Origin of the sequence: Pollutimonas sp. M17, from assembly GCF_025836975.1 — a bacterium.
Lineage (GTDB): Bacteria > Pseudomonadota > Gammaproteobacteria > Burkholderiales > Burkholderiaceae_B.
Genome location: NZ_CP107548.1, coordinates 2,468,169 through 2,490,713 on the forward strand (window position 1 = coordinate 2,468,169; position 22,545 = coordinate 2,490,713).

Sequence of the window (22,545 nt, forward strand, 5' to 3'; positions counted from 1 at the left end):
CCGGCCCCGCCGTTACTTATTTTGTTTATTCAAAAACAGCAATTTATTGTAACGAAAAAAACTGCCTGCGGCGCCCATTGTTGCAAGAATGAAACCCTCTTTTCCGTCCAGAAAACCGCGTCGTATCAAATAGATACGGATAAAGGTCCATATGGCGTGGCCGGTCGCGCCCAACACGCTGGTCTTCCGGCCCCTTGCGTGCATCATGGCCGCGGCCTCGGACGAGTAAAGGTTTATCTTCGCGATGAATGTTTCCAGGTCGGCATAGGGGTAGTGCAGAAAGTGGCCCTCCAGCACCATAGGCTGGGAGCGGGGCTGCACGCTTTCGTGCACTGCAACATCCTTGAACCGGGCGGTTCCCCGCTTGAACAGACGCAGCACGTGGTCCGGCCACCAGCCGCTATGGCGTATCCAGCGTCCGCCGAAATTCGAGAGTCGCGCAATTTTGTATGCCTCGGCGCGGGGATGCTCCAGTTCCCGGAGCATGGCCTCGGCCAATTCCGGCGTGACGCGTTCGTCGGCGTCGATGGAAAGCACCCATTCGCCCTCGGCCAGGTCCAGCGCCCGGTTCTTTTGCGGGCCGAAGCCCGGCCAATCGTCCGTCAGGCTGACTTTGGCGCCCTTGCCTTCGGCGATTTCCCGGGTCCCGTCCGTGCTCCCCGAGTCGATCACGATGATCTCGTCGGCGAAGCCGACCGAATCGATGCAGTCTCCGATATGCGCGGCCTCGTTCTTGGTGATGATGATGACCGAAAGCCTCATGCCCGCTTCCTCAGGCTGCGCTTCCAGAGCTTCCATCTGTTGAACAAGGGCCCGACAAGCGGATGCGCGGCCACCCGGATGCGCCGCCCCACCGAATTGCCCGAGGTGTTGCGCACCGCGAAGCGATAGATGTGCGCGGGATCGGTGCCCGGCCGGTTCTGGCCGAATGCCTGCGTGGTGTACAAATAGCGAAAGCCGGCATCGATGGCCAGCCGGGTGTAGTCGACATCGAAATAACCCTGCGGCCAGCAGAAATGATCCGAAACGCCGCCCAGATGAGTCTGCAGGGCGGCACGCGAAAGGGCCAGTTCTTCCGCGATGCGGATGTTTTTATCGGCCGGCGCGCTCAGGTCCCATCGTGTATGGGTATGCGTATGGCTGTGGAACTCGATGACGCCGTCGTCTCGCATGGCCTTGATTTCGCTCCAGCGCAAAACGACCTCGTCGCCGCGGCCCTGCGCAATGCGCGCTTCGCAGTCGTGGTGGGAGGGTGTCTCAGGAAGCTCGCCCTGTCCCAGGCAATGACGCGGGGGGCCGTCGCCCATCCATCCCGTGACCAGGAACACCATGGCGGTATAGCCGTATTTTTTCAGCAGCGGATAGGCGTAGACCCAGTTGTCCAGATAACCGTCATCGAAGGTGATCAGCACGGAACGGGCGGGAGCGGGCCTGCCGCCCAAGTGCGCGGCAAACTCATCGCTGCTGAGCGATCGATAGCCATGGCGCTTCAGCCATTGCAACTGATCCTCGAAATTGGAAGGAGTGACATTGATCATGCCCTCGACGGGGGAAACATGGTGGTACATCAGTACCGGCACGGTCCGGTTATGCTTCATGACTTTCGCTCCGCAAGCCAACGGGTATAGCAGGATTCAATACGTTCCACCATGGCAGCCAGGCTGAATCTGCCCTGCTCGCGGCAGAATTCCAGGCCGGCCCGGCCCATGCGCCTGCGCAGGTCCGGATCGTCGACCAGGCGCCTTATGGCCTGCGTCAACGCCGCCCGGTCATCCAGCGGCACAAGCAGGCCGCTGACGCCGTCCCGCATCATTTCCGGGACGCCGTCCACGCGGGTTCCGACGACGGGCAGGCCCGCCGCGCCCGCCTCGACGAAAACAGTGCCCGACGCTTCCTTGCGCGTCGCCAGGGCGAACACATCGAAGCCCGCCAACAGGTTGGGCACATCGCGCCGGGCGCCGAGCAAGTGGATGCGCCGCTGCAACTTTTTCTCCGCCACATAGGCCTGCACCTCCTCGAAGACCGGCGACCCTCCGCCGACCAATACCAGATGCAGCCCGGGCTTTTCATGGATCAGGGGCTCCATGGCATCGATCAGGTCTTTATGCCCCTTCTGCGCGCGCATGACGGCCACGCAGCCCACCACGATGTCGCCCTCCGCCAGCCCCAATTCCTGGCGCAAGCTCGACTGCCCGGGTATGGGCGGCAGCTCGACGGCCGGATAGACGGTTGCCACATGGCCCGGCGGCACACCGCGTTCGATCAGGTGTTCACGCACGAAATCGCTGGCGGTGGTGACCCGGTGGGGAATCACGGTATAGGACAGCAGCGAGCCCACACGGTTGGCCAGATGGCGTGTGCGCACGATCAGCGGCGTGCCGGCCAGACGGCCGGCGCAGCCCGCCACGATCGTGTCGCGACGGCTATGGGTATTGAGCACGTCGAAGCGTCCGCCGCGCAATATTTTCCGGATGGCGGCTACGCTTTTGACGAAGTTGACCGGCCCGTCCATATAAGTGGTGTGCACGGTGAAGCCCTGCTCGCGCAAGCGCTGCGTCAACATGGCATGCGGCTGGCAAACCGCTTCCAGGTGATGACCGCGATCGCGCATGGCCAGCATCATTCGATAGATGTATTGTTCCTGCCCGCCGAAACTGGTGGCGGCTTCCGAATGAAGGATGCGCAAAGGCGTCATGAATACGTGATCTCCACGCCGTCCGGCTGGGCCCAGTCGCCCAATTGATCGAGCATGGCATCGGCCATGCGGACACGCCAGTCTTCGCCCAGGCGGATCATGCACTGATAATCTTCGCGGTGCAGGCGAACCTCGACCGGCACGCCCGGGACGCCGTTTTCAGGTTCGGCGCGGAAAGGATTGAGCATCTGCCGCAGGCGGGCGGCATCGGCATTGCCGTTGAGCGTGATGCGCAGGCTGCGGGCTCGCGCTTCGCGGGCCAGCTGCAAGTCGAACACCGATTCGGCCGAGACCCGCAAGCCGCCGGAATAGTCATCGTTGCTGACCTTGCCTTGGATGATGACCAGGCGGTCCTCCTTCAGGCGATTGCGATGCTGCTCGTACAGTTCGTTGAAGATCGCCACCTCGACCTGCGCCGAGCCGTCGTCCAGCACGGCATAAAGCATCTTGCCGCGGCGGGTCATTTTCGGGCGCACGGAAGACAATACGCCGGCAAACCATTGCGGGCTGCGCGACGGCTCAAGGCGGGCCAGCGGCTTGGGCGCGAAGCGGCGCACCTCGTCGCGCCAGGCGTCGAACAGATGGCCGCTGAAATAGAAGCCCAGCGCGGCCTTCTCCTGGGTCAGACGGGTTTGCAGGTCCCAGGGCGCCACCTTGGCCAGTTCGCCCTCGACGATGTCGTTGGCATCGTCGGCGAAAAGCGATACCTGGTTGGCGCTGCGCTCGACCTGTTCGGCCGCCTCGATGGCGTTGCCCACCGTGGCCAGCAGGGCCGCCCGGTTTTCCTCTATCGTATCGAAGGCCCCGGCGCGTATCAGCGCCTCGATGCAGCGGCGATTGACCGTATGCCGGTCCACACGACGGCAAAAATCGAACAGGCTGGCAAACGGACCGCCTTCGTCCCGGATGCGGATGATTTCCTCGACGGCGCCCTGCCCCGTGCCCTTTACCGCACCCAGGCCGTAGCGCATGGTCCGCGGCGGCTGGCCCTTGGCGGAATGGGCATCGGGTACCGGCTCGAAGCGGTAGGCCGACGCGTTGACGTCGGGCGGCAAGACCTCGACGCCGTTGGCCAGCGCGTCCTTCCAGAATATCTGCACCTTGTCGGTATCGTCCATGTCGGACGACAAGGTGGCGGCCAGGAACTCGGCCGGATGGTAATGCTTCAGCCAGGCGGTCTGGTAGGCGATGAGGGCGTAGGCGGCGGAGTGGCTTTTATTGAAGCCGTAGCCCGCGAACTTCTCCATCAGGTCGAAGAGCTTGACGGCCAGCTTGGCATCGTAGCCCTTCTCGACCGCGCCCTTTTCAAAGATGGCCCGGTGCTTGGCCATTTCCTCGGCCTTCTTCTTGCCCATGGCACGGCGCAGCAAGTCGGCGCCGCCCAGCGTGTACCCGCCGATGATCTGCGAAATCAGCATCACCTGCTCTTGATACACGATCACGCCATAGGTGCTGGTCAGCACGGGCTCCAGGTCTTTATGGAAATAATCGACTTCGGCGCGGCCGTGCTTGCGGTTGACGAAGTCCACCACCATGCCCGACTCCAGCGGCCCCGGACGATACAGGGCCAGCATGGCGATGACGTCTTCGAAGGTGTTGGGGCGCAGGTTCTTGAGCAGTTCCTTCATGCCCCGTGATTCAAGCTGGAACACCGCCGTGGTGTTGCCTTCGCTGAGCAGCTTGTAGGCTTGCGGGTCGTTCAGCGGCAGCGCCATGACGTCGAAGTCGCGCTTGTCTTCGTTGAACTGCCGCACGTAGCGCACCGCCCAGTCCAGAATGGTCAGATTGCGCAGGCCCAGGAAGTCGAACTTGACCAGGCCGGCCGCCTCGACGTCGTCCTTGTCGAATTGCGACACCGCATTGCTGTCGGTGCCCGGCTGGCAATACAGGGGGCAGAAATCGGTCAGCTTGCCCGGAGCGATCAGCACGCCCCCGGCATGCATGCCGATATTGCGCGTCAACCCTTCCAGCGGCCGCGCCAGGTCGATCAGCGCGCGTACTTCTTCCTCTTGCTCGTAGCGTTCCTTGAAGCTAGGTTCTTCTTCCAATGCCCGTCCCAGGGTCCAGGGGTCGGCCGGGCTGAACGGGATCAGCTTGGACAGGCCATCGCACAGGGAATACGGCATTTCAAGGACCCGCCCCACGTCGCGCACCACCGCCTTGGCGCCCAGGGTGCCGAAGGTGGCGATCTGGCTGACGGCCGCCTTCCCGTACTTCTGCTTGACGTAGTCGATGACGCGTTCGCGGTTGTCCTGGCAGAAGTCGATATCGAAGTCGGGCATGGAAACCCGCTCGGGATTCAGGAAGCGCTCGAACAGCAAGTCGTAGCGTATGGGGTCCAGGTCGGTGATGCCCAGGGAATAAGCCACCAGGGACCCTGCGCCCGATCCGCGCCCCGGCCCCACGGGCACCCCGTTGTTCTTGCCCCAGTTGATGAAGTCGGCCACGATCAGGAAGTAGCCCGGAAAGCCCATGCCGATGATGGTCTTGCATTCCCAGCGCAACCGCTCCTGGTATTGGGGATAGTTCGCCTGGCGCTCGGCCTCGTCGGGAAAGAGCTGGACCATGCGCTTTTCCAGGCCTTCCTGGGCCAGTTGGACCAGGTAATCGTCCAGTGTGATGCCGTCGGGCGTGGGAAAGTCGGGCAGGCGCGGCTTGCCCAGTTCCAGCGTAAGGTTGCAGCGCTTGGCGATTTCCACCGAATTGGTCAGCGCCGAGGGCACATCCGCAAAGCGCTCCGCCATTTCAAGAGAACTGAGCAAATATTGCTCCTGGGTGTAACGGCGCACCCGCCGCGCATTGCCCAGTTGTTCACCTTCGGCGATGCAGACCCGCGCCTCGTGGGCGCGAAAATCGCTGGATTGCAGGAACTGCACGGGATGGGTGGCCACGACGGGCAGGCCCAGCTTGCCGGCAAGCCGCATGGCGGCCTGCACATAGGCCTCGTCGCCGTCATGTCCGCTGCGCTGCAGTTCGATATAGTAGCTGTCCGGAAAAGCCCTGGCCCAGCTTGCCGCGACCAGTTCGGCCTCATCCATGCGGCCGGCTTCCAGCATCTGGCCCACGTCGCCCGCCCGGCCGCCCGAAATCACGATCAGGCCTTCCCGGCCCGACAGCCATTCGCGGCGCACTTCCGCCCGGGCCTTGTACTGGTTGTCGAGCCAGGCGCGGGTCAGTATCTCGCACAGGGCCAGGTAGCCCTGCTGATTGCGGGCCAGCAGGAGCAGGCGGGACGGCTTTTCGCGGTCCTGCTCGTTCTCGAGCCAGACGTCGCAACCCGCGATGGGCTTGATGCCGGCGCCGCGCGCCGACTTGTAGAACTTGATGAAGCCGAACAGGTTGGAAAGATCGGTCAGCGCCATGGCGGGCTGGCCGTATTCGGCCGCCTTCTTCACCAGGTCGGGAATGCGGGCCAGGCCGTCCACCACCGAAAATTCGGAATGGACGCGCAAATGCACAAATGGGGTAGGAGAAATCGCTTCGGTCATGGTCGGATTGTACCCACCCCGGCGCCCATGCGTGAGCCCTGGAGGCTGCCGATTTTATATAGCGGACGAGCCGCCGCCCTGCTCGGCATCGGCTGCCGTCGCGGCGGCCAGGGCCCGGGCTTTTCCATTGAGCACATGGCGCTTGAACGCCCGGCCGGCCCGCGCAGCGTCGCGCGCCGCTATGGCCTCGACGATATCGTCGTGCTCCTGGTTGGAAATGGCGATGCCGGACGGCTGGACCAGGCTGCGATGACGATACAGGTGCAGTTCTTTATCGGTTCCCAGGAACATGTCGACCAGGCGCTGGTTTCCGGTGCAGCGCACGAGCGCGCTGTGAAAAGCGATGTTTTGCCGGTAATACTCCGCCACGCCCCCGGACCGGACCGTGTCCTTCATGCCTTGAACCATCAGGCGCAAGGCGGCGATATCGTCGTCCGAGGCCCGCTGAACGATCAGCTTTCCCGCCAGCCCGGCCAGGGCGCCCCGGATTTCATAGATATCCATGGCGCGCTGCACATCGATGCTGCACACGAACATGCCGCGGTTCTTGATGATCTCGACCATGCCGGCCTGCTCGAGCTTGCGGCAGGCCTCGCGGATGGGGCTTCGGCTTACGCCGAAGGCCTGGGCCAGGGCCAGCTCGTTGATGCGTTCACCGGCCTTGAGTTCTCCGCCCAGGATCATTCGTTCGATTTTCTCCTGCAGGACCGTGGTGAGCGATTCCGATCGAAGAAAAGCGAGCGCCGAGGACTCGTCTTGCGCAGCCTCGTGGGACGCCGCCGATCGCGGCGCTTTCGCATGTGTGGCGAGAGTGTTGTCAGCCATAGAGATCAAACATTACACAGAACAAACCGGGACCTGGAGGTCGTTGGGCCTAGTCCGCGGGAACGAATCCGTAAAGCCTGGCCGGATTGTCGACCAGCACGGCGTGCTTTTCGTCATCCGAGCGGAGGATATCCAGCAAGGACCCCAGCGTTGCCGCGTCGTCGGGCTTGTGCCCGGCGGGAAGATTGGGATGCGGCCAGTTCATCCCCCAAATGACGCGTTCAGCGCCGGCGTCCAAAAACGCATGCACACGCGAGCTTAGCGCATTGAAATCGGATGCGCCATCGGGCGTCCCATAATAGGGCGCGGCCAGTTTAATCCATCCGCCGTTTGCGATGAACTCGACCACCGTCCGGAACGCCTTGTCATCGGTGCCCGTCTCCGCCGGGAAGCGCCCGAGGTGATCGATGACGATGGGACAGGGCATGTATTCCAGATCGGCGCAGGCCTGCGCCAGTTCCGATCCCCCGGCCTGAACCAGCAAGCTCCAGCCGAGACCGGCCGCCCGTTCCGCCGCCAGCCCGATCGCGGCCAGATCCACGGGCGCGCCCTGGGGAAACAAGTAGCGGATGCCCCGTATGCCGGCCTCATGCAGGCTTGCCATATCGGCCTGGCCCAGCGCGGCGCAGGCCATGACGATGCCGCGCGCCCGATGCCGGCCCAGCCTGGCGATTCCGTCCAGCATGCATTGCGGGTCCGGTCCGTATGCCTTGGCCTGCACAAAGACGTGGCGCCGTATTCCCAGCTCTTGCGCACGCCCGAGGTAGTCGTCGAGGGTGGCGTTGCTTTCCGCCTGCTGGCCCGGGCATGCCGGATAGCGCGCCGCATCGCCGTAGATGTGGGAGTGCGTATCGCAGGCGCCCTCCGGAAGACACAAGGATTTGTCGGTCGGCATCATGGCTGCTTATGCGCTTCCTTGCCGCCCCGCGCCAGCCCGTGCTCGGCGCGTTTCCCGCCCTGCAGGGGGTAGGGCCCGGGCGACTCCCCGCGCTCCACCCGCCGATGGACCCTGTCGGCGTGTACGTTTGCATCGTCTTGTGGCGCATAGCCCAGGCGCGCCGCGCTCTTTTCATTGTCCCACCACGAATCGCGGTTGCCGGATACGCCAAAAACCACGGTATGCTCGACCGAGGGCGCGGCCAGGCTGGCCAGCAGCAGGCGCTCGAGGTCGGGCTCGCTGAGCCAGGTGGCCAGTTCCCTGGACTCATTGGGCTGCGGCCTGGCCGATCCGATGCGCAGGCATACGGATTCGATTCCATACTTGTCCCAATAATAACGGGCCAGGTCTTCGCCGAAGCATTTGCTGAGGCCGTACAGGCTGTCGGGCCTGCCGGGAGCGTCGGTGTCTATGCGTTCGCCGACCGGATACATGCCGACGGCATGATGCGAGCTGGCGTAAACGATCCGCTTCACACCGGCCCGCCGGGCCGATTCATAGATGTTGTAGCTTCCCGCGATGTTGATGCGCAGGGTGTCCTGCCAATCGTCGACATTCAGGCTCGCGCCCAGATGAACCACGGCGTCCACGCCCTGCAGCATGGCGTCGATCGCCGGCGCATCGGCAAGATCGCAGGGCCATAGTTCTTCGCCGTCGCCGGCGGGGTCCATCGCCGCGATATCGCTGAGCCGCAGATGCGGCACGCGGCCGCGCAGGGCCTGGCGGGCCAAGCGCCCCACTTGCCCGGCGGCCCCGGTAATCAGAATTCGCTTGTAGTCCAACTCAGGCTCTCCTTTATGGTGTTTGCGGCGCGGCCCCGACTTTGGCGGCGCTTATTCGGCGCGCAGGTTTCCCGCCTTGATGACATCGCCCCAGCGCTTGTATTCCTCGGCCAGGAATGCCTTGAACTGTTCGGGCGTGTCCAGCACGGGCTCATTTCCCGACGCCAGCAGACGGTCCCTGGCCGCACCCTGCTTGAGCACCTTGGCGACGTCGGCATAGATCTTCTGGGCAAGCTCCGGCGGCATCCCCGCAGGCGCATACAAGGCATTCCAGGTTGCGGTCTGCACATTGACCACGCCCGACTCGATCATGGTGGGGACGTCCTTGGCTTCGGGGGAGCGTGTTGCGCCCGTAGTGACCAGCGCTTTCAGCTTGCCCGAGTTGACGTAGGGCATGCCCGACGGAATGTTGGCGAACAGCACCGGCACTTGTCCGCCGAGGACGTCCGCAATGGCCGGCGCTTCGCCGCGATAAGGCACGTGGATCATCTTCAGGCCGAGCTCCTTGTTCAGGAGCTCCTGCGTCATGTGGGGCGAAGAACCGACGCCGCCCGAGGCGAAGCTGATGCTACCGGGATTCTTCTTGACGTAGTCGATGTATTCCTTGAAGTTCGACGCGGGAAAGGACGGATGGGCCACCAGGACCAGCGGCGATGAGGCGATGACCGTTATGGGCGTGAAATCCTTGAGCGAATCGTAAGGAGTCTTGGCCAACAGCTGCGGCGCGACGGCGACGGCGGTTTGAGGCGAAATCCATAAGGTATAGCCATCCGGCTTGGCGTTCTTGAGTTCGCCGCCGGCGATGGTGCCGCTGGCCCCCGTGCGGTTTTCAACGACGACGGGCTGGCCCCACAGCTTGGAGAGCTCTTGCGCCACGAGCCGGGCTACGAAATCGGTGCCGCCGCCGGGCGCCGTGCCCACCAGCATCTTGACGGGCTTGTCGGGGAAGGCCTGCGCGGCGGCCGGGCCTAGCAATGCCGTGCCGAGAATGGCGGCACAGGCTGCAAACAGTATGCGACGGGCTTTATTCATGATGTCTCCTGGATATAAGTATAGGGGTGGACGAATTATACTTATATTGACGATTGTCGACAATACACATAAAATTCGACCCACCCTATCCCTTATCTCAAAAGGTTGAATTTCATGAAACCCACCATCGCATTGTTCGCCGGCGACCCTGCCGGCATCGGTCCGGAAATCGTGGCCAAAGTCCTGGCGGATCGGGAAGTGCTCGATGCCGTGAGTCTGTTGATCATCGGCAGCCGCCCGGTGCTGGAAGCAGGAATGCGCGCAGCCGGAACAGCGACCGAACTGGCCTATGCGCCCGCCGACCTGCCCGACGGCGACCATGCCCCCCTGCTCGTCCATTGGGAGCACGAGAATGCCGACAACTTCGAGCTGGGACAGGTCACGCCCAAGAATGGGCGCTTCATGCTGGATGGCCTGGCGCTGGGCCTGCGGCTTTGCCAACAGGGCATGGCCGATGCCATGTGTGTTGCGCCGCTGAACAAGGCGGCGCTGCGCGCGGGCGGCATGAAGCATCCGGATGAAATGCACTACTTCTGCGAAGTGCTGGATTTCAAAGGCAAGACGGTGGAGTTCAACGTCAACGACAAGCTCTGGACTTCGCGCGTCACCTCTCATGTTCCGCACAAGGATGTCAGCGGCCTGCTGAACGCCGAACGAATCGCCACAGGCATCGAACTGCTGTGGCAGGGATTGCAGGCGGCGGGCTACGAACAGCCGAGAATCGCCGTATGCGGCTTGAATCCCCATAACGGGGACGGCGGCGCCTTCGGCCGGGATGAAATCGACGTGATCGAACCGGGCGTCAAGCTGGCCGCCAGCCGCGGGTTTCATGCCGAGGGCCCGTTTCCCGCCGACACCACCTTCGTCCGGGCCGTCAACAAGGCCAAGGGCGGCGGCTACGACGGGGTCCTGACCATGTATCACGACCAGGGACAGATCGCCATGAAGCTGATGAGCTTCGGGGAAGGCATCACGGTGCATTACGGCCTGCCCATGCCGGTCACCACGCCGGCTCACGGCACGGCCTACGACATCGTGCAGCAAGGCGTCGCTACGCCGGGCGCCATGAAGAACGCGCTGCTGACGGCCGGCAAAATGGGGCTGTCGGCCAGACTGGTCAAGGCTTGATGCGCGACCCGTCCTAGCGCTGCATGGCCGCCCAGGCCTTTTGCAGCCGCTTGGCGGAAACCGGCATGGGGGTGCGCAGTTCCTGTGCGAAGAGCGCCACGCGCAGCTCTTCCAGCAGCCAGCGGAATTCTTCCAGCTGGGCATCCCCGGCGCCCTTCAACGCCGACACCGCGCGCTGGTATTGCGCCAGCAAGGGCGCCATGTCGGCCATCAGCCTGCCGTCCCTGGCCGGATCGGCCCGCAACTTGTCGATGCGCACCTGCGCCGCCTTCAGATAGCGCGGGTAGTGCGTCAGCTGTCGATACGGGGTGTCGCGCAGAAACCATTTGCCCATCAGGCCCGCCTGCTGCTTCTGCAGGTCGGCATAAGCGGCGGCATGCGGCTTGGCCTGGGGCAGCTTCTTCTGCAGGGCGGACCACTCCGTCAATATCTGCTTGGCCAGCCGCCCCACTTCCTGCGCCAGCAGTCCCAGGCGAGCCTTGCCTTCGTTGCGCCGCAGCTCGAAGGCCTGCTGGTCGGACGGCCAGGGCTCGGCCAGGCAGGCCCGGTCCAGGGCGGAGTCGACGATCTGATTGCGCAGCTCTTCTTGAGTGCCCAGGCTCATGTACAGCATGCTCATGTGCGTCAGGTCGGGCAGGTTCTTCTCCAGGAACTTGACCTGCTCGCGCAGGGCCAGGCGGAACAGGCGCAGCAGGCCGGCGTGGTGATGCCGGCGCGCCTGGGCCGGATCGTCGAAGACATCCAGGTCGCAATGCGTCTGGCGGTCGATCAAGGCCGGATAGCCCACGAACGATTGCCCTTTGCGCTTGATCTCCATGATCTCGGGCAGAGGGCCGAAGGTCCAGTCGGTAAGCTGCTCGTGCGCGAGCGCCTGCGCCACCTGGTCGTCACTGGCGGCGAACTTCTGGAAGGACGCCTGCGCCTGCTTGCCGTGCTCCGCCTTGAGCTGGTCCAGGTTGCGCCCGCCGGACAGCATTCGGCCATGCTCGTCGACGACCTTGAAGTTCATGAACAAATGCGCCGGCAGGGTCTCGGGCTTGAAGTCGCTGCGCTGCGGGCGCAGCTTGACCTGATCCCACATGTCCGCGCCTATGGCTTCCAGCAGTCCCTGATCCGGGTCGGCGGCGCGTTCGAACCAGCGGTCGGCGAAGCCGGCCGCGTAGTCCGGCAAGGGCACGCAATGGCGCCGGATCTTCTGCGGCAGGGACTTCAGCAAGAGATGCACTTTCTCTTTCAGCATGCCGGGCACCAGCCATTCGCAGCGCATCGGGTCGATCTGGTTCAAGGCGAACAGAGGCACGGTCAAGGTGACGCCGTCGCGAACCGAGCCGGGCTCGAAATGATAGTCCAGCGCCATCTGCACGCCCTGCCATTCCACCTTCTTCGGGAAGACCTCGGTGGTGATGCCGGCCGCGTCGTGGCGCATCAGCGCGTCGCGCGTCAGCATCAGCGAGCGCGCCTGGTCCTTGGATAAAGACTTGTGCCATTTTTCCAGGGTGGCCGTCTGGAATACGTCGGCGGGAATCTGCTGATCGTAGAATGCGAAAATCAGCGAGTCGTCGACCAATATGTCGGGACGGCGCGTCTGATGCTCCAGCTTTTCGATGGAGGCGATCAGCTGCCGATTGTGCTTCAGGAAAGGCAGGGCCGAATCGATCTCGCCGGTGACCAGGGCCTGGCGGATGAACAGTTCGCGCGCCTGGGCCGGGTCGATCTTGCCGAAGTGGATACGGCGGCCGGTGTAGACCGGCAGTCCGTAGAGCGTGGCGCGCTCGTTGGCCACGACCTGGCCGGCCTTCTTTTCCCAACGGGGATCGGACCAGGTCCGCCGTATCAGGTGGGCTCCAGCCTTCTCCAGCCAGACCGGGTCTATCCTGGCCACGCAGCGCGCATACAGGCGCGTCGTTTCCACCAGTTCGGCCGCGACGATCCATCGGCCGGCCTTCTTGACCAGCCGCGAACCCGGATGGATCTGGAAGCGGATGTCGCGCGCGCCCTGATAGGTCGAAGAGTCCTCGCTTTTAAGGCCGATGTTGCCCAGCAGGCCGGCCAGCAGAGCCATGTGCGTCTGCTCGTAGGTAGCGTCCACGGCGTTCATGCGCCAGCCCTGTTCGCCCACCAGGGCCGCCAGCTGGCTGTGCACGTCGCGCCATTCGCGCAGGCGCAACGGCGACAGGAAATTCTGCCGCAGCAGGGCCACCAGCTTGCGCTGCGACGCCTTGTGCTCGACCTGTTCTCCGTACCAGCGCCACAGCTTCAGGTAGGAGATGAATTCCGACTTGTCGTCGCCGAACTTCGCATGCGCCGCCTCCGACGCCTCGCGCTCCTGCATGGGCCGGTCGCGGGGATCCTGCACCGACAGGGCCGATGCGATGATCAGTATCTCGGTCAGGCACTGCTGGTCCCTGGCGGCCAGTATCATGCGGGCCAGGCGCGGATCCACGGGCAGCCGCGCCAGTTCGCGGCCGCTCTCGGTCAGTCGATTGCCTTCGTCGATGGCGCCCAGTTCCTGGAGCAGATGGTAGCCGTCCGCAATCGCCCTTCCCGGCGGTGGATCGACAAAGGGAAAGGACTCGATATCGTCCAGCCTCAAGGCCTTCATGCGCAGAATCACCGAGGCCAGCGACGAACGCAGCACTTCGGGGTCGGTGAAGGCCGCCCTGCCCTTGTAGTCGTCTTCGGCATACAGGCGCACGCACACGCCGGGGCCGATGCGGCCACAGCGTCCGGCGCGCTGATTGGCCGAAGCCTGGCTGACGGGCTCGATGCGCAGCTGTTCGACCTTGTTGCGCCAGGAATAGCGCTTGACGCGCGCCAGGCCGCTGTCGACGACATAGCGTATGCCCGGCACGGTCAGCGAAGTCTCCGCCACATTGGTGGCCAGCACCACGCGCCGCGCATTGCCCTGGGGCCGGAAGATGCGTTCCTGCTCCGCCTGCGAAAGGCGCGCATACAAGGGCAGCACTTCGGTGCCGGGCGGGTGGTTCTTGCGCAGGGCCTCGACGGTTTCGCGTATCTCGCGCTCGCCGGGTAAAAAGACCAGCACGTCGCCGGGTCCATGGCGCGCGCATTCGGCCACGCCATCGACCACGGCGTCGATCAGGTCGCGCTCCTCGTCGGCGCCGGAGCGCCCGCTGTCGCTGGCTGCGACATCCGTATCGGTTTCCTGGCGGACCGGGCGATACAGGATGTCGACGGGATACAGCCGCCCTGAAACCTCGATGACCGGGGCCGGCCCGCCCTTGCCCGCGAAATGGCGCGCGAAGCGGTCGGCATCGATGGTGGCCGAAGTAATGATGAGCTTCAGGTCGGGGCGCCTGGGCAGCAGCTGCAGCAGGAAGCCCAGCAGGAAATCGATGTTCAGGCTGCGTTCGTGCGCCTCGTCGATGATGATAGTGTCGTAGCGGCGCAGCAAGGGGTCGCGCTGCGATTCAGCCAGCAGGATGCCGTCGGTCATCAGCTTGATCGCGGCATTGGGCCCGGTCCGGTCGTTGAAGCGTATCTGGTACCCCACCCAGTCGCCCAGCTCGGTTTGCAGCTCCTGCGCGATGCGCTTGGCCACCGAGGTCGCGGCCAGCCGGCGCGGCTGCGTATGGCCGATGATTTTATGCCGGCCCCGCCCCAGTTCAAGGCATATCTTGGGTAGTTGGGTGGTTTTGCCCGAACCGGTCTCGCCGCACACGATGACGACCTGGTTCGCGCGGATGGCGGCCGCGATATCGGCGCGCCGCGCGCTGACGGGCAGCTCTTCCGGATAGAGCAGCGGCGGCAAGGCACGCTCGACCCTGGGGCCCGCCTTGGCTCCGCCGCCGGCTTTGGCCGGGCGTGTGTGTGTGTTTTCCGACAAACTAACAGGCTCTTGCATAAAACTTCTTTTGAACAGGCAGACCCTTATTATAATTTTGGATGAATCCACTCTTACCGAGGCATAAAACGTCGCCATGACTTCGATCGACATTGATACCACGCTCTCTGCGCAGGACGCTCCCGAATTCGCTCCGGCCCAGTTCGTGCGATGGTTTCGCGAAGTGGCTCCGTACGTGCACGACTTCCGGGGCAAGACCTTCGTGGTGGCTTTCGGCGGCGAACTGGTCAGCGACGGCGCGCTGAATACCCTTATACAGGATTTATCGCTGCTTTCGGCGCTGGGCGTGAAATTGGTGCTGGTGCATGGCTCGAGGCCCCAGGTCAATGAGCAGCTCAAGCTCAAAGGCTATCAGACCCAGTTCGGGCGCGGCACCGAACCCACCAGTCCCGAGGCGCTTGAATGCGCCAAAGAGGCCGCCGGAGAAATCCGGCTGGACATAGAGGCGGCATTCAGCCAGGGCTTGCCCAACACGCCCATGTCGCATGCCCAGATCCGCGTCATATCGGGCAACTTCGTCACGGCACGTCCGGTGGGCGTGATCGACGGCATCGATTACAGGCACACCGGCGCGGTCCGCAAAATGGATCTGGATGCCATCAAGAACGTCATCAATCAGGGCGCCATCGTTCTGCTCTCCCCTCTGGGCTTTTCGCCCACCGGGGAAGCCTTCAACCTGGCCATGGAAGACCTGGCCACCAGCGCCGCCACGGCCTTGCGCGCCGAGAAGCTCATTTTCCTGACGCAGGACCGCACCGTCCTGGACCAGGACGGCTCGGTCGATACCGAGCTGGCCCGCGAGGACGCCGACAAGCTGCTGGCCGGCGGCATGCTGGACGAGGACACCGCCTCCTTCCTGAGCCATGCGTCGCGCGCCGTGAAACGCGGCGTGGCGCGGGCCCACCTTGTGCCCTATACGCTGGACGGCAGCGTATTGCTTGAAATCTTCACCCACGACGGTGTGGGCACCATGGTGGTCGAAGACACCCTGGACGACCTGCGTCCTGCCTCCGTCGACGACGTGGGCGCCATCGTGCAACTGATCGAACCGCTGGAAGCGGACGGAACGCTGGTCCCGCGCGGCCGCTCCGTGATCGAGCGCGACGTGGAGAAATTCACGGTGCTGGAGCACGACGGCGTCATCTATGGCTGCGTGGCGGTGATGCCCTACATCAGCGAAGGCATGGCCGAGATGGCCTGCCTGATCGTGCAGCAGGAATGGCAGGGAGCCGGCGAAGGCGAAATGCTGCTGCGCCATGCCGAACTGCGCGCGCGCGCCATGGGCGCAAAGCGCCTCTTCGTGCTGACGACGCGCACCTCGCACTGGTTCATCAAGCGCGGCTTCGTGCAGGGCGGGATATCGGACCTGCCCAAAGAGCGCCAGGCGCACTACAACCGCTCGCGCAACAGCCTGGTTTTCATCAAGAAGCTTTGATGCTCCCGCACGCAAGCCGGCGGGCCCGCCCACGAGCCGCTCCGCTGGGTACAATGGCCTGATCAGCTAACTTGTTTTTATAGGTACCGTCATGGCACGTATGGTTCAATGTGTGAAACTCAAGCGCGAAGCCGAAGGCCTGGATTATCCGCCCTATCCCGGCGAGCTTGGCGTGCGCATCTGGCAAAGCATTTCCAAGGAAGCCTGGGCTCAATGGATGGATACGCAGACCCGCCTGGTCAATGAGAACCGTCTGAACCTGGCCGATGCGCGCGCCCGCAAATACCTGGCGCAGCAAATGGAAAGCTATCTTTTCGACGACGCCGACGTCGAGGCGCAGGGCTACGTGCCTCCCTCGGCTTAAGACCCTGTCACCGCAAATGCGAAGGGCGGCTTGTCGGCCGCCCTTTTGCCATTTGCGGAACCACGGTCAGATTCCGTTTTCCTCTTCGATCGTTTCGCCGCGCGCCATGCGTTCGGTGTTCTTGATTCCGGTGTGGCGGACGTCGTCGCCGCGCACCATGTAGATGACGCGTTCCGACATGTTCTTGGCATGATCGCCGATGCGCTCCAGCGCGCGGGCAATGAAGATCAGGTCGATGGAATGCGAGATGGTGCGCGGATCTTCGATCATGTAGGTAATGATGTGGCGCAGCGAGCCCTTCCATTCCTTGTCGACGTCCTTGTCGTTGCGCACCACTTGCGCGGCATGCACGGGGTCCAGGCGCGCAAAGGCGTCCAGGGCGTCGTGGATCATGGTCGTCACGAAATTGGCCATGTGGCGCAGCTCGACGACGGGCTCGTAGCGGCTGACCGACTCGTGCAGGCGGCGGGCCATCTTGGCGATCTTCTCGGCTTCGTCGCCGCAGCGTTCCATATCGGTCAGCATCTTGGATATCGACAGCAGCAAGCGCAAGTCGACCGCCGTGGGCTGGTTGCGCGCGATCAGCAGGCCGATGCGCTCGTCGATGTCGACTTCGAGGCGGTTGACTTCCTTTTCGCGTTCCCGCACCTTGTCCACCAGACTCAGGTCGCCGGTCGCCAGGGCTTCCATGCCTTCCTTGACCATGGATTCGACCAGGCCGCCCATTTGCAGGAAAAGGGAACGGGTGGTTTCCAGGTCGGCGTGGAATTGCTTGTTGGTATGCTCGGACATATCGGCCTTTGAATATCGCGGAAATGGGTGTGAGGAAATAGCGTAGCACTATCGCCGCCGCTTGTGTAGGCGGGCGGCGCGGCCCACGGCCGCGGACCTTCGCGGCCGCAAGCCCGGCTAGCTTACCGGCCGATTATGACAAGATCATGACTCCAGATCCTGGGCCTGGAGCCTGTCGATCTGGCGCACGCCTTTCTGCGTGGACAACAGCACGACGTCGGCGCCCGACAGCGCGAACAGCCCGCAACTGACCACCCCCGGAATACTGTTGATGGTGGCTTCGAGTTCGGCGGGCGCGTCGATGATCAGGCCGGATACGTCCAGGATCTCGCAGCCGTTGTCGGTGACGAAGCCTTCGCGCAGCCCCGGCCTGCCGTCCAGGCGGGCCAGGCGGCGGGCCACGGCTTCGCGCGCCATGGGTATGACCTCGATGGGCAGCGGGAAGCGGCCCAGCGTATTGACCAGCTTCGATTCATCGGCGATACATACGAAGCGCTCGGCCACCGAGGCCACGATCTTCTCGCGCGTGAGCGCGCCGCCACCGCCCTTGATCATGCACAGATCGTGGTCGACCTCGTCGGCGCCGTCCACGTACAAAGGCATGGACTCGACCTGGTTGAGGTCGAACACGCTGATGCCCAGCGCCTTCATGCGCGCCGAACTGCGCTCGGAACTGGACACCGCGCCCCGGAAGCGGTCTTTGTAGGCCGCCAGCGCGTCGATGAACATATCGACGGTGGAGCCCGTGCCGACCCCCAGTATGGTGTCGGGCTTCAGGAAAGGCAGAACATACTGCACAGCGGCCCGCGCGACATTCTGCTTGAGGTCGTCTTGAGTAAACATGGTAGGCTCCAGTGTTGTCAGGCGAAGATCTCGCCATATTTTTTTTCTGAAAAACCGACGCTCGCCCGGCCTGCGGCGTCTATGGCCAGCGGGCGCCTGATGAGCGCCGGAAACCGGGCCACCAATGCCAGCCATTCATCGTCGGATGCGGGCGACTTGCTTTCCTGCGGCAAATTGCGCCAGGTCATCGAAGCGCGATTCACCAGCTTTTCCCATCCTCTCAGCTCGGCCGCCCATGCACGCAGCGCCGCTGGCGCCAGCGGCTTGTCGCGGTAGTCGCTGAATTCGTAGGCGACGCCCTGCTGCTCCAGCCAGCGCATGGCCTTGACGCAGGTACTGCAATTTTTCAATCCATAAAGCTGCACAGTGCTCATTTTCTTCCTTTATGCCTGTCCCTTGCGCCACTGCATGTGGTTGGCGACCACGACGAAAATGCCGACAGTCAGCATGAACAGGGTCGCCAGCGCGTTGATTTCAGGCTTCAGGCCCAGGCGGACGCGCGAGAAGACCTCCAGCGGCAAGGTAGTGTAGCCCGGCCCCGACAGGAACGAGGCGATCACCACATCGTCCAGCGACAGCGTAAAGGCCAGCAGCCAGGCCGCCATGAGGGCCGGCAGTATCAGCGGCAGCGTAATGACGAAGAATACCTTGAGCGGCGTGGCGCCCAGGTCCAGGGCCGCCTCTTCCAGCGACCGGTCCAGCTCGCGTATGCGCGACTGGATGATGACCGCCACGTAGGCCATGCACAAGGTCACGTGCCCCACCCATATCGTGAATATGCCATTGCCGGACGGCCATCCGAACAGTTGGCTGATCTCGACGAACATCAGCAGCAGCGAGATGCCCAGCACGACCTCGGGCATGACCAGCGGCGCGCTGACCATGCCTATGTACAGGGCGAATCCGCGGAAGCGGCCCATGCGGGCCAGCACATAGCCGGCCCAGGTGCCGATGGCCACGGCGGCGGTGGCGGTCAGCGCGGCGATCAGCAGCGACAGGCGTGCTGCACTGAGCAGGGCCTGGTCGTTGAAGAGCTCCACATACCATTTCAGCGAAAAGCCTGTCCATGACGTCATCATGGATGAATCGTTGAACGAGAACGCCATGAGGCAAAGAATGGGTATGTACAGGAAGGCATACCCCAAGGCCAGGACCGTGGCGCGCAGCACGGGATGTGGGCGGGTCATTGCGTTTTTCCTCGCTGCTGTTCCAGTTGCCGGATCTGGTTGTACTGGAAGATGACCAGGGGCACCAGCAGCATCATGACCATGACGCAGGTGACCGCCGCCGCCATGGGCCAGTCGGCGTTATTGAAGAACTCCGTCCACATCACACGGCCCATCATGAGTGTGTTCGCCCCGCCCAGCATCTCCGGAATGACGTACTCGCCCACCGAAGGAATGAACACCAGCATGGCGCCGGCGATGACGCCCGGCATGGAGAGCGGCAGGGTCACGCTGAAGAAGGCGCGCCAGGGTCGGGCGCCCAGATCGTAGGCGGCCTCCAGCAGGCGTATGTCCAGCTTCACCAGTGTTGCGTAAAGGGGCAGCACGAAAAACGGCAGGTAGGCATAGACGAGGCCGATGTAAACGGCCAGGTCCGTACGGTAGATTTCCAGCGGTTCGGAAATCAGCCCCAGCCATTGCAGCAGATTGTTGAGCAGGCCGTCGTTGCGCAGGATGCCCACCCAGGCATAGACGCGCAGCAGCAGCGAAGTCCAGAAAGGCAGTATCACGCCCAGCAGCAGCAGGTTGCGCACCGAGGGATGCGAGCGCGCAATGTAATACGCCATGGGATAGCCGATGAGCGCGCAGCACAAGGTGGTCACGGCCGCCATCTTCACCGAATTCAGGTAGGTGGCGATGTACAGGCTGTCGGTGAACAGGAGCGCGTATCCCCGCAGGCTGAGCGCCAGCGTCACCGTCTGGTCCTTCAGCTCGGCCAGGGGCGTATACGGCGGAATGCCGAACTTCAGTTCGGCAAAGCTGATCTTCAGGACGAGCAGGAAAGGCAGCAGCAGGAAAAGCGCCAGCCACAGGAACGGCGGCCCTATCGACAGCCATTTGCGCCCCGGCAGGCCCGACGACAAGATCTTCTTCATGACGGCAGCACGGTGGCGCTGTCGTTGGACCATGCGACGTACACTTCGTCGTCCAGTCCGGGCGCATCCGCCTGGGCCAGCACCAGGCTGGGCACGTTGGCCTCGATGACCTGCCCTGCATCCAGCCGGACCTGGTAGCGCGCATAGCTTCCCATCCAGGCCACGTGGCTGACCATGCCATGGCCCCAATTCGACTCGGCCTCGGGCTGCTCGCGCAGCACGCGGATGTTCTCGGGCCGTATGGAAACATGCACCTCCATGCCCAGCGGCTCGCTGACGCCGTGATTGACGTACAGGGGGCGTGTCAGCTCGGCGCTTTCGATCAGCACGTGGTCGGGCTCGTCGACCACGATGGTGCCCGTGAACAGATTGGTCGAACCGATGAAGCCGGCCACGAAGCGCGAATTGGGAAAGGCATAGACATCGTGCGGCGTGCCGCACTGGACGATCTGGCCCTCGGTCATGACCGCCAGCCTGTGCGCCATGGTCATGGCCTCTTCCTGGTCGTGCGTGACCATGATGCAGGTCACGCCGACCTGCTCCAGGATCTTGGCCAGCTCGATCTGGGTTTTCTGGCGTATCTGCTTATCAAGCGCCGACATGGGCTCGTCCAGCAAAAGCAGCTTGGGGCGCTTGACCAGGCTGCGGGCCAGGGCGACGCGCTGCTGCTGCCCGCCCGACATCTGATGCGGCTTGCGGCGGGCAAAGCCCGCCATCTGCACCAGGTCCAGCGCCTCGAACACCCGTTCGTGGATCTCGTTGCGCGGCACGCCTTCCTGCTTCAGGCCGAAGGCCACATTGGCCTCGACCGTCATGTGCGGGAACAGGGCGTAGGACTGGAACATCATGTTCACGGGCCGCCGGTACGGCGGCAAGGCGGTGATGTCCTCGTTGTCCAGGTAGATGCGGCCCGAGGTCACCTCCTCGAAGCCGGCCAGCATGCGCAGCAGGGTCGACTTGCCGCAGCCCGAGCTGCCCAGCAGGGCGAAGACCTCGTGGCGGCGCACCGACAGGTTGACGGATTGCACGGCAACGGTATCGCCGAATATCTTGACGACTTCCTCGACGCGGACGAATTCATCGGCATCGCCGGACCAGGATGGCGCGGCGGATCGGTTGTCGAGCATGGCGGCTATCGTCCCGATTTGAGTTCGGCCCACATCCGCGTCTGCAGGCGCTGCGCGGCCAGGGGCTGCGGCTTGATCACGAACAGGGTCTTGGCCACATCCGCCGGCGGATAGATCATGGGATTGTCGGCGACCTCTTTCACAACGTGCTTGCGCGCCTCTTTGTTGGCGTTGGGATAGAACATGACGTTGGTGATGGCGGCATGCACTTCGGGGGTTTCGATGTAGTTGATGAAGGCCAGGGCCTCGTCGACGTGCGCGGCATCCTTGGGAATGGCCATGGTGTCGAACCAGGCCGGCGCTCCGCCTTCAGGTATGTAATAGTCGATCTTGTAGCTCTTGCCCGCCTCGCGCGCGCGCTTGGCCGCGATCATGACATCGCCCGAATAGCCGTAGACCATGCACAGGTCGCCGGCGGCCAGCTCGTCGATGTAGCCCGAGGAGCTGAACTGCCTGATGTAGGGCCGTATGGTCTTGAGCAACTGGAGCGCCTGCTTGTAGTCGTCGGCATTGCTGCTGTTGGGATCCTTGCCCAGATAATGCAGGACGGCGGGAAACACCTGGGCCGCTTCATCGAGCACCGAGATGCCGCAGGATTTCAGCTTCTCGGCGTTCTCGGGCTTGAACAGCATGTCCCAGCTGCCCAGCGGCGCATCCTCGCCCATGATCTCGCGCACCTTGGTCACGTTGTAGCCCAGGCCGTTGGTGCCGTAGCCCCAGGGCACGAGATACTGATTGCCCGGATCGACCGCGGCGACGATATCCATGATGTCCTGGTCCAGGTACTTCCAGTTGGGTATCTTGGACTTGTCCAGTTTCTGGAACAGGCCGCCCTCGATCTGCCGCGCGGCGTAATGCGTGGACGGCACGACCACGTCGTAGCCCGACTTGCCGGTCAGCAGCTTGGCCTGCAGGGTGTCGTTGCTGTCGTAGACGTCGTAGCGCGCCTTGATGCCGGTGGCCTTCTCGAAACCTGGAATCGTGTCGGGCGCGGTGTATTCGGCCCAGTTATAGACGTTCACGACTTTTTCCTGCGCCCACGCCAGGGGCGACGCAGCCAGGGCCGCGCCCAGGATCAGACCTTTTACCGTGCCGAATTTCATTGCGAGTTTCCCCCGACAATCACAAAAC

At 63.4% G+C, this 22,545-nt stretch carries 19 protein-coding genes; 3 read left to right on the forward strand and 16 right to left on the reverse strand.

Features of this window, described 5'->3' with window-relative positions:
* Positions 1–12: 12 nt before the first annotated feature.
* The 8 genes from OEG81_RS11725 to OEG81_RS11760 are packed head-to-tail and all read right to left on the reverse strand — an operon-like array spanning position 13 to position 9,759.
* Positions 13–762 (reverse strand): glycosyltransferase family 2 protein, encoded by a 750-nt coding sequence (locus OEG81_RS11725; protein WP_264129426.1) that lies wholly within the window; start codon positions 760–762, stop codon positions 13–15.
* Positions 759–1,598, reverse strand: coding sequence for a polysaccharide deacetylase family protein (locus OEG81_RS11730; protein ID WP_264129427.1), 840 nt, complete (start codon positions 1,596–1,598; stop codon positions 759–761). Before OEG81_RS11730 ends, OEG81_RS11725 begins: the two co-directional genes overlap by 4 nt.
* Entirely contained in the window at positions 1,595–2,695 is a 1,101-nt protein-coding gene (locus OEG81_RS11735) for a glycosyltransferase family 4 protein (RefSeq protein WP_264129428.1), read from the reverse strand. Before OEG81_RS11735 ends, OEG81_RS11730 begins: the two co-directional genes overlap by 4 nt.
* Complete coding sequence (gene dnaE / locus OEG81_RS11740; protein ID WP_264129430.1) at positions 2,692–6,183, reverse strand: DNA polymerase III subunit alpha; 3,492 nt, start codon at positions 6,181–6,183, stop codon at positions 2,692–2,694. The genes OEG81_RS11735 and dnaE overlap by 4 nt, the downstream gene beginning before the upstream one ends.
* A gap of 54 nt (positions 6,184–6,237) precedes the next feature.
* A complete protein-coding gene (locus OEG81_RS11745) occupies positions 6,238–7,008 on the reverse strand; it encodes a GntR family transcriptional regulator (RefSeq protein WP_264129431.1) in 771 nt (256 codons plus the stop codon).
* Positions 7,009–7,057: 49 nt separating this feature from the next.
* Positions 7,058–7,906: an amidohydrolase family protein gene (locus OEG81_RS11750; RefSeq protein WP_264129432.1), complete on the reverse strand. Its 849-nt coding sequence runs from the start codon at positions 7,904–7,906 to the stop codon at positions 7,058–7,060.
* Entirely contained in the window at positions 7,903–8,727 is an 825-nt protein-coding gene (locus OEG81_RS11755; RefSeq protein WP_264129433.1) for an NAD-dependent epimerase/dehydratase family protein, read from the reverse strand. The genes OEG81_RS11750 and OEG81_RS11755 overlap by 4 nt, the downstream gene beginning before the upstream one ends.
* 51 nt (positions 8,728–8,778) lie before the next feature.
* On the reverse strand, positions 8,779–9,759 hold the full coding sequence (locus OEG81_RS11760) for a Bug family tripartite tricarboxylate transporter substrate binding protein (protein WP_264129434.1): 981 nt from the start codon (positions 9,757–9,759) through the stop codon (positions 8,779–8,781).
* A 114-nt stretch (positions 9,760–9,873) separates the two neighbouring features.
* Here OEG81_RS11760 and OEG81_RS11765 point away from each other — a divergent pair, with 114 nt between their 5' ends.
* A complete protein-coding gene (locus OEG81_RS11765) occupies positions 9,874–10,887 on the forward strand; it encodes a 4-hydroxythreonine-4-phosphate dehydrogenase PdxA (RefSeq protein ID WP_264129435.1) in 1,014 nt (337 codons plus the stop codon).
* Positions 10,888–10,900: 13 nt separating this feature from the next.
* Here OEG81_RS11765 and hrpA read toward each other — a convergent pair whose 3' ends face one another.
* Positions 10,901–14,752: an ATP-dependent RNA helicase HrpA gene (gene hrpA, locus OEG81_RS11770; protein ID WP_264129436.1), complete on the reverse strand. Its 3,852-nt coding sequence runs from the start codon at positions 14,750–14,752 to the stop codon at positions 10,901–10,903.
* A gap of 76 nt (positions 14,753–14,828) precedes the next feature.
* Between hrpA and argA the strand changes: the two genes are divergently transcribed.
* Together argA and OEG81_RS11780 are read left to right on the forward strand one after the other, a co-directional pair.
* Positions 14,829–16,187, forward strand: coding sequence for an amino-acid N-acetyltransferase (argA, locus tag OEG81_RS11775; protein WP_264129437.1), 1,359 nt, complete (start codon positions 14,829–14,831; stop codon positions 16,185–16,187).
* 91 nt (positions 16,188–16,278) lie between these two features.
* Positions 16,279–16,551 (forward strand): oxidative damage protection protein, encoded by a 273-nt coding sequence (locus OEG81_RS11780; RefSeq protein ID WP_264129438.1) that lies wholly within the window; start codon positions 16,279–16,281, stop codon positions 16,549–16,551.
* Positions 16,552–16,617: 66 nt separating this feature from the next.
* On the opposite strand, the gene phoU is transcribed toward OEG81_RS11780, so the two are convergent.
* From phoU to OEG81_RS11815, 7 genes are all read right to left on the reverse strand, one after another.
* Entirely contained in the window at positions 16,618–17,343 is a 726-nt protein-coding gene (gene phoU / locus OEG81_RS11785) for a phosphate signaling complex protein PhoU (protein WP_264129439.1), read from the reverse strand.
* A 144-nt stretch (positions 17,344–17,487) separates the two neighbouring features.
* Complete coding sequence (gene rpiA / locus OEG81_RS11790; RefSeq protein WP_264129440.1) at positions 17,488–18,186, reverse strand: ribose-5-phosphate isomerase RpiA; 699 nt, start codon at positions 18,184–18,186, stop codon at positions 17,488–17,490.
* Between the two features lie 17 nt (positions 18,187–18,203).
* Positions 18,204–18,560 carry a Spx/MgsR family RNA polymerase-binding regulatory protein gene (locus tag OEG81_RS11795; protein ID WP_264129441.1) on the reverse strand — a complete coding sequence of 119 codons (357 nt, stop codon included), beginning with the start codon at positions 18,558–18,560 and terminating at the stop codon, positions 18,204–18,206.
* Between the two features lie 9 nt (positions 18,561–18,569).
* A complete protein-coding gene (locus OEG81_RS11800) occupies positions 18,570–19,373 on the reverse strand; it encodes an ABC transporter permease subunit (RefSeq protein WP_264129442.1) in 804 nt (267 codons plus the stop codon).
* Positions 19,370–20,287 (reverse strand): ABC transporter permease subunit, encoded by a 918-nt coding sequence (locus OEG81_RS11805; RefSeq protein ID WP_264129443.1) that lies wholly within the window; start codon positions 20,285–20,287, stop codon positions 19,370–19,372. The genes OEG81_RS11800 and OEG81_RS11805 overlap by 4 nt, the downstream gene beginning before the upstream one ends.
* On the reverse strand, positions 20,284–21,414 hold the full coding sequence (locus OEG81_RS11810) for an ABC transporter ATP-binding protein (protein ID WP_264129444.1): 1,131 nt from the start codon (positions 21,412–21,414) through the stop codon (positions 20,284–20,286). Before OEG81_RS11810 ends, OEG81_RS11805 begins: the two co-directional genes overlap by 4 nt.
* Positions 21,415–21,419: 5 nt before the next feature.
* Positions 21,420–22,517 carry a polyamine ABC transporter substrate-binding protein gene (locus OEG81_RS11815; RefSeq protein ID WP_264129445.1) on the reverse strand — a complete coding sequence of 366 codons (1,098 nt, stop codon included), beginning with the start codon at positions 22,515–22,517 and terminating at the stop codon, positions 21,420–21,422.
* Positions 22,518–22,545: the final 28 nt, after the last annotated feature.

Coding starts and splice junctions, on each gene's coding strand:
- OEG81_RS11725 (WP_264129426.1), bottom strand. CDS start 762: ATGAGGCTTTCGGTCATCATCATCACCAAGAACGAGGCCGCGCATATC.
- OEG81_RS11730 (WP_264129427.1), bottom strand. CDS start 1,598: ATGAAGCATAACCGGACCGTGCCGGTACTGATGTACCACCATGTTTCC.
- OEG81_RS11735 (WP_264129428.1), bottom strand. CDS start 2,695: ATGACGCCTTTGCGCATCCTTCATTCGGAAGCCGCCACCAGTTTCGGC.
- dnaE (WP_264129430.1), bottom strand. CDS start 6,183: ATGACCGAAGCGATTTCTCCTACCCCATTTGTGCATTTGCGCGTCCAT.
- OEG81_RS11745 (WP_264129431.1), bottom strand. CDS start 7,008: ATGGCTGACAACACTCTCGCCACACATGCGAAAGCGCCGCGATCGGCG.
- OEG81_RS11750 (WP_264129432.1), bottom strand. CDS start 7,906: ATGATGCCGACCGACAAATCCTTGTGTCTTCCGGAGGGCGCCTGCGAT.
- OEG81_RS11760 (WP_264129434.1), bottom strand. CDS start 9,759: ATGAATAAAGCCCGTCGCATACTGTTTGCAGCCTGTGCCGCCATTCTC.
- OEG81_RS11765 (WP_264129435.1), top strand. CDS start 9,874: ATGAAACCCACCATCGCATTGTTCGCCGGCGACCCTGCCGGCATCGGT.
- hrpA (WP_264129436.1), bottom strand. CDS start 14,752: ATGCAAGAGCCTGTTAGTTTGTCGGAAAACACACACACACGCCCGGCC.
- argA (WP_264129437.1), top strand. CDS start 14,829: ATGACTTCGATCGACATTGATACCACGCTCTCTGCGCAGGACGCTCCC.
- OEG81_RS11780 (WP_264129438.1), top strand. CDS start 16,279: ATGGCACGTATGGTTCAATGTGTGAAACTCAAGCGCGAAGCCGAAGGC.
- phoU (WP_264129439.1), bottom strand. CDS start 17,343: ATGTCCGAGCATACCAACAAGCAATTCCACGCCGACCTGGAAACCACC.
- rpiA (WP_264129440.1), bottom strand. CDS start 18,186: ATGTTTACTCAAGACGACCTCAAGCAGAATGTCGCGCGGGCCGCTGTG.
- OEG81_RS11795 (WP_264129441.1), bottom strand. CDS start 18,560: ATGAGCACTGTGCAGCTTTATGGATTGAAAAATTGCAGTACCTGCGTC.
- OEG81_RS11800 (WP_264129442.1), bottom strand. CDS start 19,373: ATGACCCGCCCACATCCCGTGCTGCGCGCCACGGTCCTGGCCTTGGGG.
- OEG81_RS11805 (WP_264129443.1), bottom strand. CDS start 20,287: ATGAAGAAGATCTTGTCGTCGGGCCTGCCGGGGCGCAAATGGCTGTCG.
- OEG81_RS11810 (WP_264129444.1), bottom strand. CDS start 21,414: ATGCTCGACAACCGATCCGCCGCGCCATCCTGGTCCGGCGATGCCGAT.
- OEG81_RS11815 (WP_264129445.1), bottom strand. CDS start 22,517: ATGAAATTCGGCACGGTAAAAGGTCTGATCCTGGGCGCGGCCCTGGCT.